We start from the raw sequence: 14,319 nt of genomic DNA, 5'->3' as shown, positions 1-14,319 counted from the left end.
CTGCAACGCCCGCGCATGCTGCGACCCCTTCCACTGCCGCACGACATCAGCGTGGCAGTCGGCGCACCCTGTCTCGTCGACCCAGCCGGAAAGCCCCTCGCGCGTCACGCCAGGAGCGGCGGTCGCAGTTACTGACCACAAGGCAACGCCCAAGACCCCGAACCCGCGCCACAGCATGGACCGCAGGGCGCGGCCGGAGATCGACCTGGTTCCGCGGACTTCCCCGCTCGGCGTACCGGCCATCGCCCGCGACGCTCAGTTGGCGCCGCCAGCGGCGCGCGGCGCGGGAGGGGTCTCCCACTCCGGCTCGATGACACCGACACGGGCCGCGTACTGGTCATACGCGGAAATCATCTCGCGCAGCTTTTCGGACTCTGCAACTGCCAGGTCTTTCGCTTCGGCCGGATCCTTCGACAGGTCGAAGAGCTGCCAGTCTGCCGTCTTGTGCGGGGGCCCCAGGCGCACCAGCTTCCAGTCGCCCTTGCGAAGCGCCTTGTTCGGCCACAGCTCCCAGCCCATCACATAATCATCGCCGTGGACGCGCGGCGTGGACTTGGCCAGGAAGCCGACCATCGAGCGGCCCAGCTGTTCGGGCACGACACGCCCCGGACGCGGCTGCTCGCGACTGGCCTCGCCGGCAAGTTCGAGGAAGGTCGGCGGCAGATCAAGCACGGACGCGAAGGCATGGGCACGTCCGGTCAGTCCGTCACGGCCGGGGTATTTGATGATCGTCGGCACCCGGACGCCGCCCTCGGTCGTCATTCCCTTGTACAGCCGCCCCGGCAAGGTCCGCGCAGGCGCCCAGCCATCGGCGACGCTTACGAACGAACCGAGCCGACCCATGTTTTCCAGGCTGAAGTCGAATTTCGCTTCGAACTCCCTGGCCTTGTCCTCTCCAGCGCGGGCCCAGATCGCGCGGACGTTCTCCGAATCGGCGCCATTGTCGGACAGGAACACGATGAGCGTGTCGTCGTACTTGCCGGCGGCCTTCAGCCCCGCGAACAGGCGGCCGATCTGCTGATCCATCTGCTCGACCATCGCTGCGTAGAGCTCCATCGAGCGCGCCGCGACGCGCCGCTGCTCGGGGGTGAGCTCGTCCCATTTCCTGAGGTAGGACGGGAACTGCGGGAGCGTCGCGTCGGCCGCGATGAGACCGAGACGCTTCATCCGATCATGACGTTCGCGCCACAGCGCTTCGTAGCCAGCATCGTACCGTCCGCGGTAGCGGTCGAGCCACTCATCGGGCACCTGGAGCGGCCAATGGGGCGCGGTGTAGGCGACATAGCCGAAGAATGGCCGGGCATCGCCGCGGTTGCGTTGGATCGCGGCAAGGGCGCGATCGGTGATCGCTATCGACGAGAAGAAATTCTCCGGCAGTTGCGTCAGCTCCCGGCCATTGTCACGCCACTGCGACAGCGGCGCGCCCGGCGTGATGCCGAGCCGGTCCGCGAAATGGCTCGCACCACCCTGCACCATCGTGAACGTATCCTCGAACCCCTTGCGCGACGGGTCGTCCTCGGGACGGGTGCCAAGATGCCATTTTCCAGCCATGAAGGTGGCGTAGCCGCGGTCCTGCAGCCGCTCGGCGATCGTCACGAGGCGTTCGTCGAGCCGGCCCCGGTAGCCAGGCTGGTCGCGTTGGTTCGGCGCCTTCGGACGCTCCGCCATCGTGCCAAGCCCCGCCTGGTGGTTGTCCACCCCCGTCATCAGCATCGAGCGCGTGACCGAGCAAGTCGGTGCGGCATGGAAGTCGGTCATCAACACGCTGGACTGGGCGAGCGCGTCGATGTTGGGGGTGGCGATCTCCCCGCCCGTAACGCCGAGATCGTTGAAGCCGAGATCGTCGACCACGACCAGCAGGATATTCGGGCGGGATGCCCCGCTCTGCACAGGCGGCGCGGCAACCGAGCTCAAAGAGGTGGCGGCGGCAACGGCAAGGCAAACGCGGGATGCTTTTGCGAACAGTCGTGACACGGGGTTTGTCTCCTCATCATTTTTTTGGAAGGCTGAAATGCCCAAAGGGCAAAACGGGGATGCCTCGCGGCACCCCCGGAGCCTCGGATCCCTCGGGAGCGGCCCGGGCAGAATCATGAATGAACATTCACTCTATTTCAATCGCGCGCATCCGGCAAACTCAATCGCGCTCCGATCGCATGTCCGGCAACAGTCCGAGGGCTGCCCTAGGCCGGAGTCGCGCCGACGCCATACGGCGCCGGCACCAGGGTGACGATGCGCGAGAACAGCGCACGGAATTCACCGGTCGGACCCGACCAGGGGTCCTTGTTGGCGAGGAACGCGGCGTCGATCTCGGCCCAGTCCTCATCGCGGAGGTCCTGCCGTGCGAGCGGGAGGAGTTCGGTCTCCTCGCGCGTCACGTGCTTCCATGAAGCGTCGAGGTACTTGCCTGCGGCGGCATCGAACTGCGCGAACCCCGAGGCCCCTGCCCCCTGATACTGTTCAAGGGCGGCACGCAGCGCGATGGTGCGGCGCGCGCCTTCGGCGTGGTCGGCCTCGAGCTGGTCGAGCAGCTTCGCCGCAGCCGGAATCCGTTCGCGCATCTTCACGAACAGGTAGTCGTCTTCCTTCGGATGGTGCAGCTTGTCGGGCACCTCGGTGATGTATTCGATCATCGCCGCCAGCAGTTCGAAGTCCGGTTCGAACCTGCCGCCGCGAATGCCGTCGAGCACGAAACGGAAGGCCTGCAGCACCGCGCCGAGCGCGCGGTGTTCATCATGGATGATGTCGATTGCTTTCATGCTTGTTTCCTTCGTTCAGTGCGCCGCAACGCCGAGCCAGCTATCGAGCAGCTCGCGGTCGTCGCGCAGGGTGGCGCTGTCGCCGTGATACACGGCCCGCCCACGTTCGAGGACCAGCGCCTGGCGGGTCAGGGGCAGGATCTGCCGCGCGTGCTGTTCGACGAGGATCACGGCCATGCCGCTTTCCTCAGTAAGCTGCCGGATGATCGACAGCAGTTCCTGCACGATCAGCGGGGCGAGGCCTTCGAGCGGCTCGTCGAGGAGCAGCAGCTTGGGGTTCAGCATCAGTGCGCGGCCCATCGCAAGCATCTGCTGCTCGCCGCCGGAGAGTTCGTTGCCCATGTTGGTGCGGCGTTCGTTGAGGCGCGGGAACATGTCATACACGCGCTTCAGGTTCCAATGGCCGGGGCGCGACACGACGGTGAGGTTCTCCTCGACGGTCAGCGACGGGAAGATGTCGCGTTCCTGCGGCACCCAGCCAAGCCCGAGGTGGGCGCGCGCATGCGCCGGCACCACGGCAAGATCCTGTCCGTTGAAGTGCAGCGCTCCGGAATGGTGGCGCGCCGCGCCCATCAGCGTCGACAGCAGCGTGGTCTTGCCCATGCCGTTGCGGCCGAGCAACGCCAGGCTGTCGCCCTCCTCCATGCTGAAGGAAATGCCTTCCAGCACCACCGCTTCGCCGTAGCCGGCGAACACGTTTTCGAGTTTGAGCAGTTCAGACACTGATCGCCTCCCCCAGATAGACTTCCTTGACCTTCGGATTGTTGGCGATGAACTCGGGCGTGCCCTCGGTCAGCACCGCCCCGCTCACCAGCACCGAGATCTGGTCGGCGAAACGGAACACCAGATCCATGTCGTGTTCGATCAGCAGGATCGTCACGTCGCGCGGCAGGTTCGCGATGCTCTCGAACAACTCGCGACTCTCGCTCGTCGGCACGCCGGCCGCCGGCTCGTCGAGCAGCAGCACGCTTGGCTTGGCCGCCAGCGCCAGTGCGATCTCGATCAGGCGCTGCTTGCCGTAGGCGAGGTTGCGCGTCTTCTCGTGCGCGACGTCGAGCAGGCGCAGCGTGGCGAGCAAGCTCGCGGCCTCATCGACCGCTTCGGCGTAGGACGCGACCGGCTTCCAGAAACGCGCGCCGAGACCGAGGCGCTCGTTCACCGCCATGGTCACCGAGTCGAGCACAGTGAGATCGGCGAACAGCCGGTTGATCTGGAAAGTACGCGCCAGCCCGCCCTTGACGCGCTGATGCTGCGCGAGATGCGTGACGGTCGTGCCCTTGAGGATCACTTCACCGCTGGTCGGCTCGAGGAAGCCCGTGAGCAGGTTGATGAGCGTCGTCTTGCCGGCGCCGTTGGGGCCGATCAGCGCATGGCGCGCCCCGGCCTGGACGTTGAGGCTAACGTCGTTGGTGGCGACGAAGCCGCCGAATTTCTTAACCAGGTTGCGGGTCTGCAGTGCGTAGTTCATCACTTCGCCCCTCCGTTCGCGCCCAGGCGCGTGCCGATGCGGCGCAGGCCGCCCATGACGCCGTCGCGCGCGAACAGCACGATCACGACCAGCAGTGCGCCGAGCCAGAATTGCCAGTACTGCGGGTTCAGCTCGGACAGCAGGTGGTGCGCGGACATGAAGACGATGGTGCCGATCAACGCGCCATACAGCGAACCCGAGCCGCCGAGCACGAGGATCAGCAGCAACTCGGCCGAACGGTTGAAGGACAACACATCGAGGGCGACGAACTGCGTCGTCTGCGCGAGCAGCGCACCGGCGATGCCGGCATACGCGGCGCCGATCGTATACACCGCGGCGAGGCGCGCATTGACCGGCGTACCGAGCGCCGGCATGCGACCGACATTGAGGCGGATGCCTTTCAGGCTCAGGCCGAACGGGCTATGCACGATGCGGCGCGCGACCCAGAACAACACGAACAGCACCGCGAGCGCGTACCAGAAGGCGGTCTTGCCATAGAGGTCGAACTCGAAGGCGCCGAGCAGCGGCAGCACCTCGATGCCCTGCAGGCCATCGACGCCACCGGTGATCGGGGTCAGCTTGTTGGCGAGCTCATACAGCATCATCGCGACGCCCAGCGTGACCATCAACCGCGTGAGGTCGGCGCCACGCAGCACCAGCAGGCTGGTGACGAAACCGAGCGCTGCCGCGACGACCGCGGCGACACCGAGCCCCAGCAGCGGGTCGCCGAAGCCGTGCGCCGCCAGCAGACCCGCCGCATAGGCGCCGAGGCCGAAGAACGCGGCGTGACCGAGCGACACGATGCCGGCGTAGCCGAGGATCAGGTCGAGCGACAGGCAGAACAGCGCGGTAATCGCGATCTGCGTGAGCAGCACGAGGTTATCGGGGAAGATGAAATACGCCGCGACCGGCAGCAGCCAGAACGCGAGTTCGGCCGGACGCCATTGGTCAGCGCGGCGGACGGGCACGAGGCCCGATTGAAGTGCCAGTGTAGTCATGAGAAATCCTTAACGGGACGCGGCGCGGCCGAACAGGCCTTGCGGGCGGAAGATCAGCATCGCGACCATCACCGCGTAGATGACGAAGGCGCCGATCTCCGGCACGTAGTACTTGCCGGCGACATCGAAGATGCCGAGGATCAGCGAGGCGACGAGCGAGCCTTTGATGTTGCCGCTGCCACCGACCGCAACGACGATCAGGAAATACACGATGTACTTCACCGCGAAGGTCGGATCGAGGCCCAGCATCTCGACGCCGAGCGCGCCACCAAGGCCGGCCAGCGCGGTGCCGAGCGCGAAGGTCAGCGTGAAGATGCGCTCCACGTTGATGCCCATGCCGCGGGCGGCGCGGGGGTTGTCGACCGATGCGCGCAACTGGGCGCCGAAGCGCGTGCCGCTGACCATGCGCTGCAGGCCGACCGCAATCACCAGCCCAAGAGCCACCAGGAACAGGCGGTAGATGCCGATGTCGAGCCCGGGCAGATTGATCTGGCCTTGCAGGAAATCCGGCAGCGTCAGCGGCTGTTGCTGCGCGCCGAAGAAGAAATGTGCCGCCGAGATCGACATGAACACGAGTCCGATCGAGAACAGCACCTGATCGAGGTGGGTCGCACCGTAAAGGCGCCGGTACAGCGTGCGTTCGAACAGCACGCCGACCAGCGCCGTCGCGACTGCCGCCAGCGGCAGCGCCGCGAGGAAGGGCACACCGGCCTGGTTCAGCAACGTTACGCCGATGTAGCCGCCCAGCATCGCGAACGCGCCGTGTGCGAGATTGACGAAGTTCATCAGGCCGAGCGTGACAGACAGGCCGACGCTGATGAGGAACAGCAGCATCCCCGAGGCGATGCCGTCGAAAATCACAGTCATGGAAGTCTCCAGTTGCGGGGTCGTAGGTCCGGCTGGCCGGGCAGCACGAGAGCGCTGCCCGGCCAGCGCGGCTTACTGCTTGCCCGGATCCTTGAAGTTCGCAACCTGGTCGAACTCGACGTTCTGAAGCTTGCCTGCGACCTTCTCGACCTTGCGCACGTAGATCGTCTGCACGATGTCACGGGTTTCCGGGTCGATGCTGATCGGGCCGCGCGGGCTCGTCCAGGCCATACCTTTCGCCGCCGCCATGAACTTCGCACCGGTGGCGTCGCCGCCGGTCTTCTCCAGCGTCTTGGCAATCAGCTGCATGCCGTCATAGCCGCTGACCGACATGTAGTTCGGCCGGTCCTTCGGATAGGCCTTGTAGTACGCCGCCGTATAAGCCTTGTTCTCCGGCGAGTTGTGCACCTCGGAATACTGCAGCGAATTGATGATGCCCAGCGCGTTGTCGCCCATCGCGTCGAGCTGGTCCTCTTCGGTGAGGTCACCCGTGGCGATGATGCGGATGCCCGCCTTCGCGAGACCGCGTTCAGCAAAGCCCTTGATGAAGCCGACCGTCTGCTCGCCCGGCGGCAGGAACAGGAAGACCGCATCCGGCTTCACGTCCTTGATCTTCTGCAGGAAGGGAGCCAGATCGGGGCTCTTCACCGGCGTGCGCACCTCGCCGACGATCTCCCCGCCACCCGCGGTGAAGGTCTTCTTGAATTGCGTTTCGGCGTCGTGACCGGGACCGTAGTCCGCGACCAGCGTGAAAACCTTCTTGATGTTGTTCTTGAGCGCCCAGCTCGCGATCGGCGCGGTGATCTGCGGCAGCGTGTGCGACACGCGCAGCACGTAATCCGACTTCGTGGTGATCGACGAACTCGCCGCATTCATCACGACCATCGGCGTCTTCGCCTGCGTCGCCAGCGGCGCGACGGCGAACGCGGACGGCGTCAGGCCGAAGCCGGCGAGGATGTGCACCTTGTCCTTGACGACCAGTTCCTGCGCGGCGCGCTTGCTGATCTCCGGCGCAACACCGGTGTCATCCTTGACGATCAATTCGACCTTTCGGCCGGCGAAGGTGTCGTTGTGCTCCTGGAGGTACAGGCGCGCCCCGTGTTCGATCTGCTTGCCGTAGGACGCGAACGGCCCGGACATCGGCAGGATCATGCCAATCTTCAGGGGTTCGGCGGCGGCGGCCGACAGCGAAAGGACCGACGTACCGAATGCCACGGCCAGCAACGCGAAATGCTTTCTGAATTCCATCATGTGTCTCCTCATCTCTCTCGTCAGGGTTCGGGGGCCGAACGCGATCGCAACCGCGTCACCCCCGATTTCTTCTAATTGCCTGTGACTTACTTCGCCGGCGCATCCGGTTGCACGGCCGGGGCCGCTCGCCGGAAGGCGTCGAGCTCACCGCAAGCGCGGTCGATCGCCACGATGTTCGGATACGGCGTCAAATCGACGTTGAAGCGGCGGGCGCTCTCGACCTGCGGCACCAGATACACGTCGGCGAGCGTGGGCGCGTTGCCGAAACAGAACGCACCGCGGTCCTTGTCTGCGGCGAGCAGCGCTTCCAGAGCGTCGAAGCCGGCCGTGATCCAGGTGTCGCACCAGGCCAGTACCGCCGCCTCGTCGCAGCCGAGCGTCTTCCGCAGGTATTCGAGGACCCGTCGGTTGTTGATCGGGTGAATGTCGCAGCCGACGATCGCCGCCAGTGCGCGCACGCGGGCGCGGTCCTCTGCGTTGGCGGGCAGCAGCGCCGGGGTCGGGTAGCGCTCTTCGAGCCACTCGATGATCGCCGGCGACTGGATCAGCGTCAGATCGCCCTCGGTGAGGGCCGGCACCAGCGCCTGCGGATTCACCGCGCGGAACTCGGCACCGAGATGCTCCTCGGTGCGCAGGTCGACCGCCACGTACTCGTAGTCGATCCCCTTCAGGTTCAAAGCGATACGCAGGCGATGCGAGGTACCGCTGCGGAAGAAGTTGTAGAGCTTCATGGACATGCCACTCAGTCCTTCGCCAGGCAATTGTCGACGTTCCAGCCGTACAGCCACTCCATCGCGTCGTAGAAGCGCTCCGGCGTGCGGCCCTTCCACAGGTCGTTGCGCACCAGGCGCTCGACGCCCTTGGCGTGGTAGATGCGGCCCATCTCGCGCGACGACAGCACGATGCGCGCGGTACGGGCGATGCGCGAGCGCTGGTAGAGGTCGAAGGCCTTTTCGAAGTCGTTGCCATTGACGCGCAGCGCTTCGCCCAGCGTCACGGCGTCTTCGAGCGCCATGCACGCGCCCTGCGCCATGTACTGCGTCGTCGGGTGCGCCGCGTCGCCCAGCAGGGTCACGCGGCCGAAAGACCACTGGCCGATCGGCTCGCGGTCGGCCGTCGCCCAGCGCTTCCAGCTCTTCGGCAGGTCGATCAGCTGGCGTGCCTTCGGGCAAATGCCCTGGAAGTAGCTCTGCACTTCCTCGCGGCTGCCTTCGGTGACGCCCCACTCTTCCTTCTCGCGGCTGTGGAAGGTCACGACGACGTTGTACTGCTCGCCGCCGCGCAGCGGGTAATGCACGAGGTGGCAGTTCGGGCCGACCCAGATGCTCGCCGCGTTCCACTGCAGGTTCTCGGGGAAGTCCTTCTTGTCGATCACCGCGCGATACACCACGTGGCCGGTCACGCGCGCCGGGTCATTCACGTACTGCGCGCGCACGACCGACTTCACGCCGTCCGCGCCGATCACCGCAACGCCGCGGACGGCGTTGCCGTGCTGGTCGTACACCGTGACGCCGTCGGCATCCTGTTCGACGCGCTGTACGTGGGTCGAGGTGCGGAATTCGACGCGACCGGTCTCCTGCGCACCTTCAAGCAGCGACAGATGCACGTCCACACGGTGAATCACCGCATAGGGGTTGCCGAATCGCTTGCGGAAGGCTTCGCCGGTCGGGATGCGGCCGATGAGCGTCTCGTCGAGCGCGTCGTGCATCACCATTTCATCCGTATACACCGCGCGCCCGCGCGCCTTCTCACCGACGCCCAGCGCGTCGAAGGCATGGAAGGCGTTGGGGCCCAGCTGGATGCCGGCGCCAATCTCGCCGATCTGGTCCGCCTGCTCCAGCACCAGCACGCGGAATCCCTGGCGCACCAGCGCGAGTGCGGCTGCAAGGCCGCCGATGCCGCCGCCGGCGACGATTACGGGAAGCTGCTCGGTCATGTGTGTCTCCTCCATCTCGATCAGGATTGGCGGAGCGGCTGCGCGCTCCGTCTTAAGGTCTTATTCGGCTGCGCCGATCGTCAGTTCGATGTCGCCGACCTTGTCGACGTGGCCGGTGATGCGATCGCCGCTCTTCACGGCGCCCACGCCTTCCGGCGTGCCGGTGAAGATCAGGTCGCCCGGCTCGAGGTGATAGAACTTCGACAGGTCGGCGATCAGTTCGGGGATGTTCCAGATCAGCTGCGACAGGTCGGCGGTCTGGCGGGTCTCGCCATTGACCTGCAGGTTGATCGCGCCCGTCGTCAGCACGCCCAGGTCGCCGATCGGCACGATCTCGGTGCACACGGCTGACAGTTCGAAGTCCTTGCCCAGATCCCACGGACGACCCTGCTCGCGGGCCACCAGCTGCAGGTCGCGGCGGGTCATGTCGAGGCCGGCGGCGTAGCCGTAGACCAGGCTCTGCGCATCGGCTTCCGTCACGCGGAAGCCCGGCGCGCCGATCGCGACGACCAGCTCCATCTCGTAGTGGTAGTTCGACGTGCCGGTCGGGTACGGCACCGTCGCCCCGGACTCAACCAGGGTCGATGCAGCCTTCGTGAAATAGAAAGGCTGAGCCGTGGCCTTGTCGACCGGGCGCCCCATCTCGACCGCATGGGCGTGGTAGTTGCGGCCGACGCAGAAGATGCGCTTGACCGGGTAGCGGGACTCGATGCCGCGCACGGGCAGCGAATACACCGGCGACGGCGGGAACAGGTATTGGGCTTCGGACATGTCGTCTTCTCTCTGAGTCGTTGGGTTCGGGGGTCAGGCGCGCACTTCGTAGACGCCCAGCTTCTTGTGCAGCGGGCTCTCGTCGGCAACGAAGATGAAGGCCGGCTCGCTCGCCGAGCGGTTCTTCAGCGTCACGGGCGTATAACCGGGCGCGCAGCAGGTGTCGGCCGGCGACAGCGCGAACCGGTTCTCCTCGATCGCCACGTCGGCGCCGCCCTCGATCAGGTGGAACACCATCGCCGGCGAGCGCGCGGGCAGGTTCAGCGTCTCGCCCGGGCGCAGCATCAGCGCGGAGAAGCCGAGGATGTTCTGGCAATCCCCACCGTTCTCGGGATTCACATAGGCCACCTGCACGGCCTCGATTTCAGGCTGCGTCTCGGCCAGACTCAGCAGCGCGGCGCGGGCATCGGCCCAGGGGTAGCGCAGCATCGGGTAGCGGCGGGCGCTGCCGCGCGAGAACACCGGCGATGGCACGATGCCGCCGCGGACGTAGTTGCGCTCGAGGCGGGTACCGCTCACCTCCTGCTCCTTTCCTTCGACGGCGTAGGACGTTTCCGTGTAATACACCAGCGGCAGGTCGAGCACGTCGAGCCACACGACCGGCTCCTTGCCGTCGTGGCCGTGCTCGTGCCACAGGCCGGTCGGCGTCAGGATCAGGTCGCCGCGGCTCATCGGGCACTTCTCGCCATCGACGGTCGTGTAGGCGCCCTCGCCTTCGACGATCATGCGCACCGCGTTGGGGGTATGCTTGTGCGACGGCGCCCACTCGCCCGGCAGCAGCAGCTGCATGCCGAGGTAGATCGCCGCGCTCGCCTGCATCTTCTCGAGGCCGTGACCGGGGTTCGCGAGCACCAGCACGCGACGCTCCGCCTTCTCGATCGGGGTCAGCTCGCCGGCCTGCATCAGCAGCGGGCGCAGCGCCTCGTAGGACCACATCACCGGCTTGGTGCGGCGGGCGGGCGTACCGGGGGGCAGCACCGAGCGCAGGCTGGGCCACAGCGGCACCAGGTTTTGCGCGCCGAGCGACTCGCGGTAGGCGAGCGGCAGATCATCGAGACGACCAAGTTCCTGCATTCCTGACTCCTCCATCGGGATATCGCCGCCAGCTAGGTGAAAAACCTTTGCGCCAGATCAAGGCGAGCGGCGATTCGTTGTGATGGAGCACAATTTATCGAGGGATAAATATTCCGTCGATGCAATGCGTGAAATAATGTGAATTCGAATTTCGAATAGTCGTCGCGCAATGAGCACCCCCGACCTTCGCCTGCTGCAAGTGTTCGACGCCGTCCACAAGACCCGCAGCGTGAGCCGTGCCGCCGATCTGCTGGAACTCGGCCAACCCGCCGTCAGCATCGCCCTCGGCAAGCTGCGCGAACATTTCTCGGACCCCCTGTTCGTGCGCACCTCCAGCGGCATGGAGCCGACCCCGCTCGCCGACGAACTGGTGCAGCCGATCCGCGACGCACTCGACGCGCTCGCAGTCGCCCTCGGCCACCGCAGCAGTTTCGACCCCGCCACGTCGGAACGCAGCTTCCGCATCTGCATGACCGACATCACCCACCTGGTGCTGCTGCCGCGCCTGTGGGGCGAGCTGCGCGCGACCGCGCCGGGCATCCGCATCCAGATCGCCCCGCTGGACGACGACACCGGCCGCAAGCTCGAATCGGGTGAAGCCGACCTCGCCGTCGGCTTCATCCCCATCCTGGAGGCCGGCTTCTACCAGCAGGCCTTGTTCCGCCAGCACTACGTGTGCCTCGCGAGCGCCGACCACCCCCGCATCCACGGCGGCCTGACGCTGGAACAGTTCGAGGCGGAAGACCACGCGGTGTTCCGCACCACGGGCACGGGCCACCACGTGATCGAGCAGGAAATCGCCCGCCAGGGCATCAAGCGCCGCATCGTGCTCGACATCCCGAACTTCCTCGGCGCGGCCTTCGTCGTCGAACACACCGACCTGCTGATGACCGTGCCGCGCCGGCTGGGCGAACTGCTGCGCGGACGCGGCGACTTCCGCGTCCTGCCCGTCCCCTTCCCGCTACCGGATTACACGATCAAGCAGCACTGGCACGCGCGCTTCCACCACGACCCGGGCAATCGCTGGCTGCGCGGCCTGATCGCGAACCTGATGTCCGAATCCGGCCCACGGGCGGTCGAAAGCTCGAGCAGCACGTAGGAGCGCCCCAGCGAACCATCGCCGAGTTGCAGTGCACCGAACTCGCCGCGGTCGCCGGACAAGGGAATTGATCCTGCGAAGCTTGCCCGGTCCGCTTCAATCATCCTTCATCAGCTCGCGATGCACGCGCACGGCAGTGATCCGCGGCCGGATGACCCGCCCGCGCGCTTCCACGTTCGCGCGCGTGAAGGCTGCACCCAGCAGCAGGATCAGCGACGAGTAGTTCACCCACATCAGCAGCAGGACCAGCGAACCTGCCGCTCCGTAAGTCGACGCGGTCGCGGTCGTCGACAGGTAGAGGGCGATCAGACTGCGCCCCACCGCGAACAACAGCGCGGTGACCAGCGCCCCGAGCCACACGTCGCGCCAGCGCAGCACGACGTCCGGCAACACGCGGAAGATCGTCGCGAACAGCAGCGTCACGACGAACAGCGACACGCCCCAGTCCAGCAGCAGCAAGAGCGGTGGCGGAATCGGCACCCAATCGCTCGCGAACTCGACCACCGCCCGCACCGCTACGCTCAACAGCAGCGATACGAGAAGCACGAAGCCGATCGCCAGCACGATCGTCATCGACAGCAAACGACCCTTCGCGTAGATGAAGATGCTGCTGCGCGTCGGCCGTGGTGCGACAGACCAGATCGCATTGAGCGCGGCCTGCATCTGCGCGAACACCGTCGTCGCGCCGAACAGCATCGCGCCGAAGCCCGCCAGCGTCGGCAGGATGCCGCTCTGCTGGATGCGGCTGGCCATCACCGCGGTCTGCACCGCCTGCGCCGCCTGAGCGCCGATCGCCGCCTCCAGTTGCTGCGCCATTTGTCCCTGCGCCGCGGACTCGCCGAGCACCAGGCCGACGATCGTGACCGCGACGATTACGACCGGCGCCACCGAAAACACCGTGAAGAAGGCGAGCGCCGCTGCGTGCACGAACACCTGGGCGTCCAGCCACAGGCGTACCGTCGTCTTCAGCACCACCATCCAGTAACGCACCCAGCTGTTCATCGCCGCCGCTCCCGTCCGATGATGCCTTTTAGCCCATCCGGATAAAGACGACAAGCGGACGGACCACCGCGCCCCACCGATGCCGCGCTCAAGCGCTGGCGTGCTCTGCTCCGGCAAGCAGGCTGCGGATCACCGGATGATCGACCTTGCGCTGCGCCGAAATCGCATAGAAATGCTCGACCACATCCGGGCAGCGCCCCAGCAGCGCCAGACCGCGCGAGCGGGTGAACTCCTCCGACGACAGTTCGGGAGCCGGAAAGGCACCAAGCCCGCTCTCGCCGAAAGTCGCCAGCAGCGCGCTATCCTCGAACTCGCCGACGATGCGCGGACGAATGCCATGACGCGCGAGCCAGTCGTCGAGGCGGCTGCGCACCGCCGAATCCGTCGTCGGCAACAATAAAGGAAGTTCGGCGAGACAGGCGGGGAAATCCAGCTCGACCTTCGCGGCAATGTCCGCCCGCACGTACCACGCGATGGACGATTTCCCCAGCCGGTGGCTGAACACGCGCAGGTTCGGATTCGCCGGTGCGGGCCGGTCGGCGAGGACGACGTCCAGACGATGCAGGGCCAGATCGGCCAGGAGGTCGTCGAAGTCGCCCTCCTGGCATTGCAGGCGCAGGTTGGGCGTCTGCACCGCGGGCTGCAGCAGATGCCGCACCGCCAGCTTCGGCAATGCGTCGGAGATTCCGACCGCGAGGCGCACGCCCTGCGCATTCGCCGCCTCCTGCACGGCGGCCGGCAAGGCTTCGCCCAGCTGGAAGATCTGCTCCGCGTAGCGCACTGCCGTCGCACCCGCATCGGTCAGCTCGATCCCTCTCCCCACCGACTTGAACAGAGCGTAACCCAGCGAGCGCTCCAGCTCACGCACCTGGGTGCTGACGGTCTGCACCGCCATCTCGAGCCGCTCCGCGGCCCGCGCGATGCCGCCTTCCTTCGCGACGACCCAAAAGTAATAAAGGTGACGGTAGTTGAGCGGCTGCATGCTTACTTCCTTTTTTTCTGAATAAACATACTTTAAATTCATCTTCCTCGGAAGTCCAAGTCTCCGTATCCTCCAAGTGTCGTGTGCACCGACTGGTGCAGCGGACCGCGCGCCC

The 14,319-nt window shown here is 66.1% G+C and carries 14 protein-coding genes and 1 pseudogene; 1 reads left to right on the top strand and 14 read right to left on the bottom strand.

Features of this window, described 5'->3' with window-relative positions; translation table 11 throughout:
• Positions 1-3: 3 nt before the first annotated feature.
• From AzCIB_RS24970 to AzCIB_RS06175, 12 genes and pseudogenes are all read right to left on the bottom strand, one after another.
• A pseudogene (locus AzCIB_RS24970) lies at positions 4-177 on the bottom strand (hypothetical protein); the annotation flags it as partial.
• Positions 178-255: 78 nt separating this feature from the next.
• Positions 256-2,019: an arylsulfatase gene (locus AzCIB_RS06225; protein ID WP_198149620.1), complete on the bottom strand. Its 1,764-nt coding sequence runs from the start codon at positions 2,017-2,019 to the stop codon at positions 256-258.
• A gap of 161 nt (positions 2,020-2,180) precedes the next feature.
• Positions 2,181-2,756, bottom strand: coding sequence for a hemerythrin domain-containing protein (locus tag AzCIB_RS06220; RefSeq protein WP_050415098.1), 576 nt, complete (start codon positions 2,754-2,756; stop codon positions 2,181-2,183).
• 15 nt (positions 2,757-2,771) lie between these two features.
• The gene (locus AzCIB_RS06215; protein WP_050415097.1) at positions 2,772-3,479 is read right to left on the bottom strand and encodes an ABC transporter ATP-binding protein; all 708 of its coding nucleotides are present in this window, start codon (positions 3,477-3,479) and stop codon (positions 2,772-2,774) included.
• Complete coding sequence (locus tag AzCIB_RS06210; RefSeq protein WP_050415096.1) at positions 3,472-4,224, bottom strand: ABC transporter ATP-binding protein; 753 nt, start codon at positions 4,222-4,224, stop codon at positions 3,472-3,474. Before AzCIB_RS06210 ends, AzCIB_RS06215 begins: the two co-directional genes overlap by 8 nt.
• The gene (locus AzCIB_RS06205; RefSeq protein WP_050415095.1) at positions 4,224-5,222 is read right to left on the bottom strand and encodes a branched-chain amino acid ABC transporter permease; all 999 of its coding nucleotides are present in this window, start codon (positions 5,220-5,222) and stop codon (positions 4,224-4,226) included. Before AzCIB_RS06205 ends, AzCIB_RS06210 begins: the two co-directional genes overlap by 1 nt.
• Positions 5,223-5,231: 9 nt before the next feature.
• Positions 5,232-6,089: a branched-chain amino acid ABC transporter permease gene (locus AzCIB_RS06200; protein ID WP_050415094.1), complete on the bottom strand. Its 858-nt coding sequence runs from the start codon at positions 6,087-6,089 to the stop codon at positions 5,232-5,234.
• Positions 6,090-6,161: 72 nt separating this feature from the next.
• Positions 6,162-7,337, bottom strand: a complete 1,176-nt coding sequence (locus AzCIB_RS06195; protein WP_050415093.1) for an ABC transporter substrate-binding protein — start codon at positions 7,335-7,337, stop codon at positions 6,162-6,164.
• Between the two features lie 89 nt (positions 7,338-7,426).
• Positions 7,427-8,071: a maleylacetoacetate isomerase gene (gene maiA, locus AzCIB_RS06190; RefSeq protein WP_050418248.1), complete on the bottom strand. Its 645-nt coding sequence runs from the start codon at positions 8,069-8,071 to the stop codon at positions 7,427-7,429.
• 11 nt (positions 8,072-8,082) lie between these two features.
• Complete coding sequence (locus AzCIB_RS06185) at positions 8,083-9,276, bottom strand: 3-hydroxybenzoate 6-monooxygenase (RefSeq protein WP_050415092.1); 1,194 nt, start codon at positions 9,274-9,276, stop codon at positions 8,083-8,085.
• A gap of 60 nt (positions 9,277-9,336) precedes the next feature.
• Complete coding sequence (locus AzCIB_RS06180) at positions 9,337-10,047, bottom strand: fumarylacetoacetate hydrolase family protein (protein WP_050415091.1); 711 nt, start codon at positions 10,045-10,047, stop codon at positions 9,337-9,339.
• A gap of 33 nt (positions 10,048-10,080) precedes the next feature.
• Positions 10,081-11,121: a cupin domain-containing protein gene (locus AzCIB_RS06175; protein ID WP_050415090.1), complete on the bottom strand. Its 1,041-nt coding sequence runs from the start codon at positions 11,119-11,121 to the stop codon at positions 10,081-10,083.
• A 169-nt stretch (positions 11,122-11,290) separates the two neighbouring features.
• Here AzCIB_RS06175 and AzCIB_RS06170 point away from each other — a divergent pair, with 169 nt between their 5' ends.
• Entirely contained in the window at positions 11,291-12,220 is a 930-nt protein-coding gene (locus tag AzCIB_RS06170) for a LysR family transcriptional regulator (RefSeq protein WP_050415089.1), read from the top strand.
• A 96-nt stretch (positions 12,221-12,316) separates the two neighbouring features.
• Here the strand turns inward: AzCIB_RS06170 and AzCIB_RS06165 are convergent, their stop codons facing one another.
• The gene (locus AzCIB_RS06165; RefSeq protein ID WP_050415088.1) at positions 12,317-13,222 is read right to left on the bottom strand and encodes a YihY/virulence factor BrkB family protein; all 906 of its coding nucleotides are present in this window, start codon (positions 13,220-13,222) and stop codon (positions 12,317-12,319) included.
• Between the two features lie 88 nt (positions 13,223-13,310).
• Positions 13,311-14,204 (bottom strand): transcriptional activator NhaR, encoded by an 894-nt coding sequence (nhaR, locus tag AzCIB_RS06160; RefSeq protein ID WP_050415087.1) that lies wholly within the window; start codon positions 14,202-14,204, stop codon positions 13,311-13,313.
• Between the last annotated feature and the right edge of the window lie 115 nt (positions 14,205-14,319).

Source organism: Azoarcus sp. CIB (assembly GCF_001190925.1).
Taxonomy (GTDB): Bacteria; Pseudomonadota; Gammaproteobacteria; order Burkholderiales; family Rhodocyclaceae; genus Aromatoleum.
Note: the sequence above shows the minus strand (reverse complement) of the source record. Positions and strands in the feature narration are given on the sequence as shown.

Bases quoted from the DNA above. Each gene is read 5' to 3' on its own strand.
- AzCIB_RS06170 (WP_050415089.1), top strand. From the start codon at position 11,291: ATGAGCACCCCCGACCTTCGCCTGCTGCAAGTGTTCGACGCCGTCCAC.
- AzCIB_RS06210 (WP_050415096.1), bottom strand. From the start codon at position 4,224: ATGAACTACGCACTGCAGACCCGCAACCTGGTTAAGAAATTCGGCGGC.
- maiA (WP_050418248.1), bottom strand. From the start codon at position 8,071: ATGAAGCTCTACAACTTCTTCCGCAGCGGTACCTCGCATCGCCTGCGT.
- AzCIB_RS06220 (WP_050415098.1), bottom strand. From the start codon at position 2,756: ATGAAAGCAATCGACATCATCCATGATGAACACCGCGCGCTCGGCGCG.
- AzCIB_RS06165 (WP_050415088.1), bottom strand. From the start codon at position 13,222: ATGAACAGCTGGGTGCGTTACTGGATGGTGGTGCTGAAGACGACGGTA.
- AzCIB_RS06200 (WP_050415094.1), bottom strand. From the start codon at position 6,089: ATGACTGTGATTTTCGACGGCATCGCCTCGGGGATGCTGCTGTTCCTC.
- nhaR (WP_050415087.1), bottom strand. From the start codon at position 14,204: ATGCAGCCGCTCAACTACCGTCACCTTTATTACTTTTGGGTCGTCGCG.
- AzCIB_RS06180 (WP_050415091.1), bottom strand. From the start codon at position 10,047: ATGTCCGAAGCCCAATACCTGTTCCCGCCGTCGCCGGTGTATTCGCTG.
- AzCIB_RS06195 (WP_050415093.1), bottom strand. From the start codon at position 7,337: ATGGAATTCAGAAAGCATTTCGCGTTGCTGGCCGTGGCATTCGGTACG.
- AzCIB_RS06185 (WP_050415092.1), bottom strand. From the start codon at position 9,276: ATGACCGAGCAGCTTCCCGTAATCGTCGCCGGCGGCGGCATCGGCGGC.
- AzCIB_RS06205 (WP_050415095.1), bottom strand. From the start codon at position 5,222: ATGACTACACTGGCACTTCAATCGGGCCTCGTGCCCGTCCGCCGCGCT.
- AzCIB_RS06175 (WP_050415090.1), bottom strand. From the start codon at position 11,121: ATGCAGGAACTTGGTCGTCTCGATGATCTGCCGCTCGCCTACCGCGAG.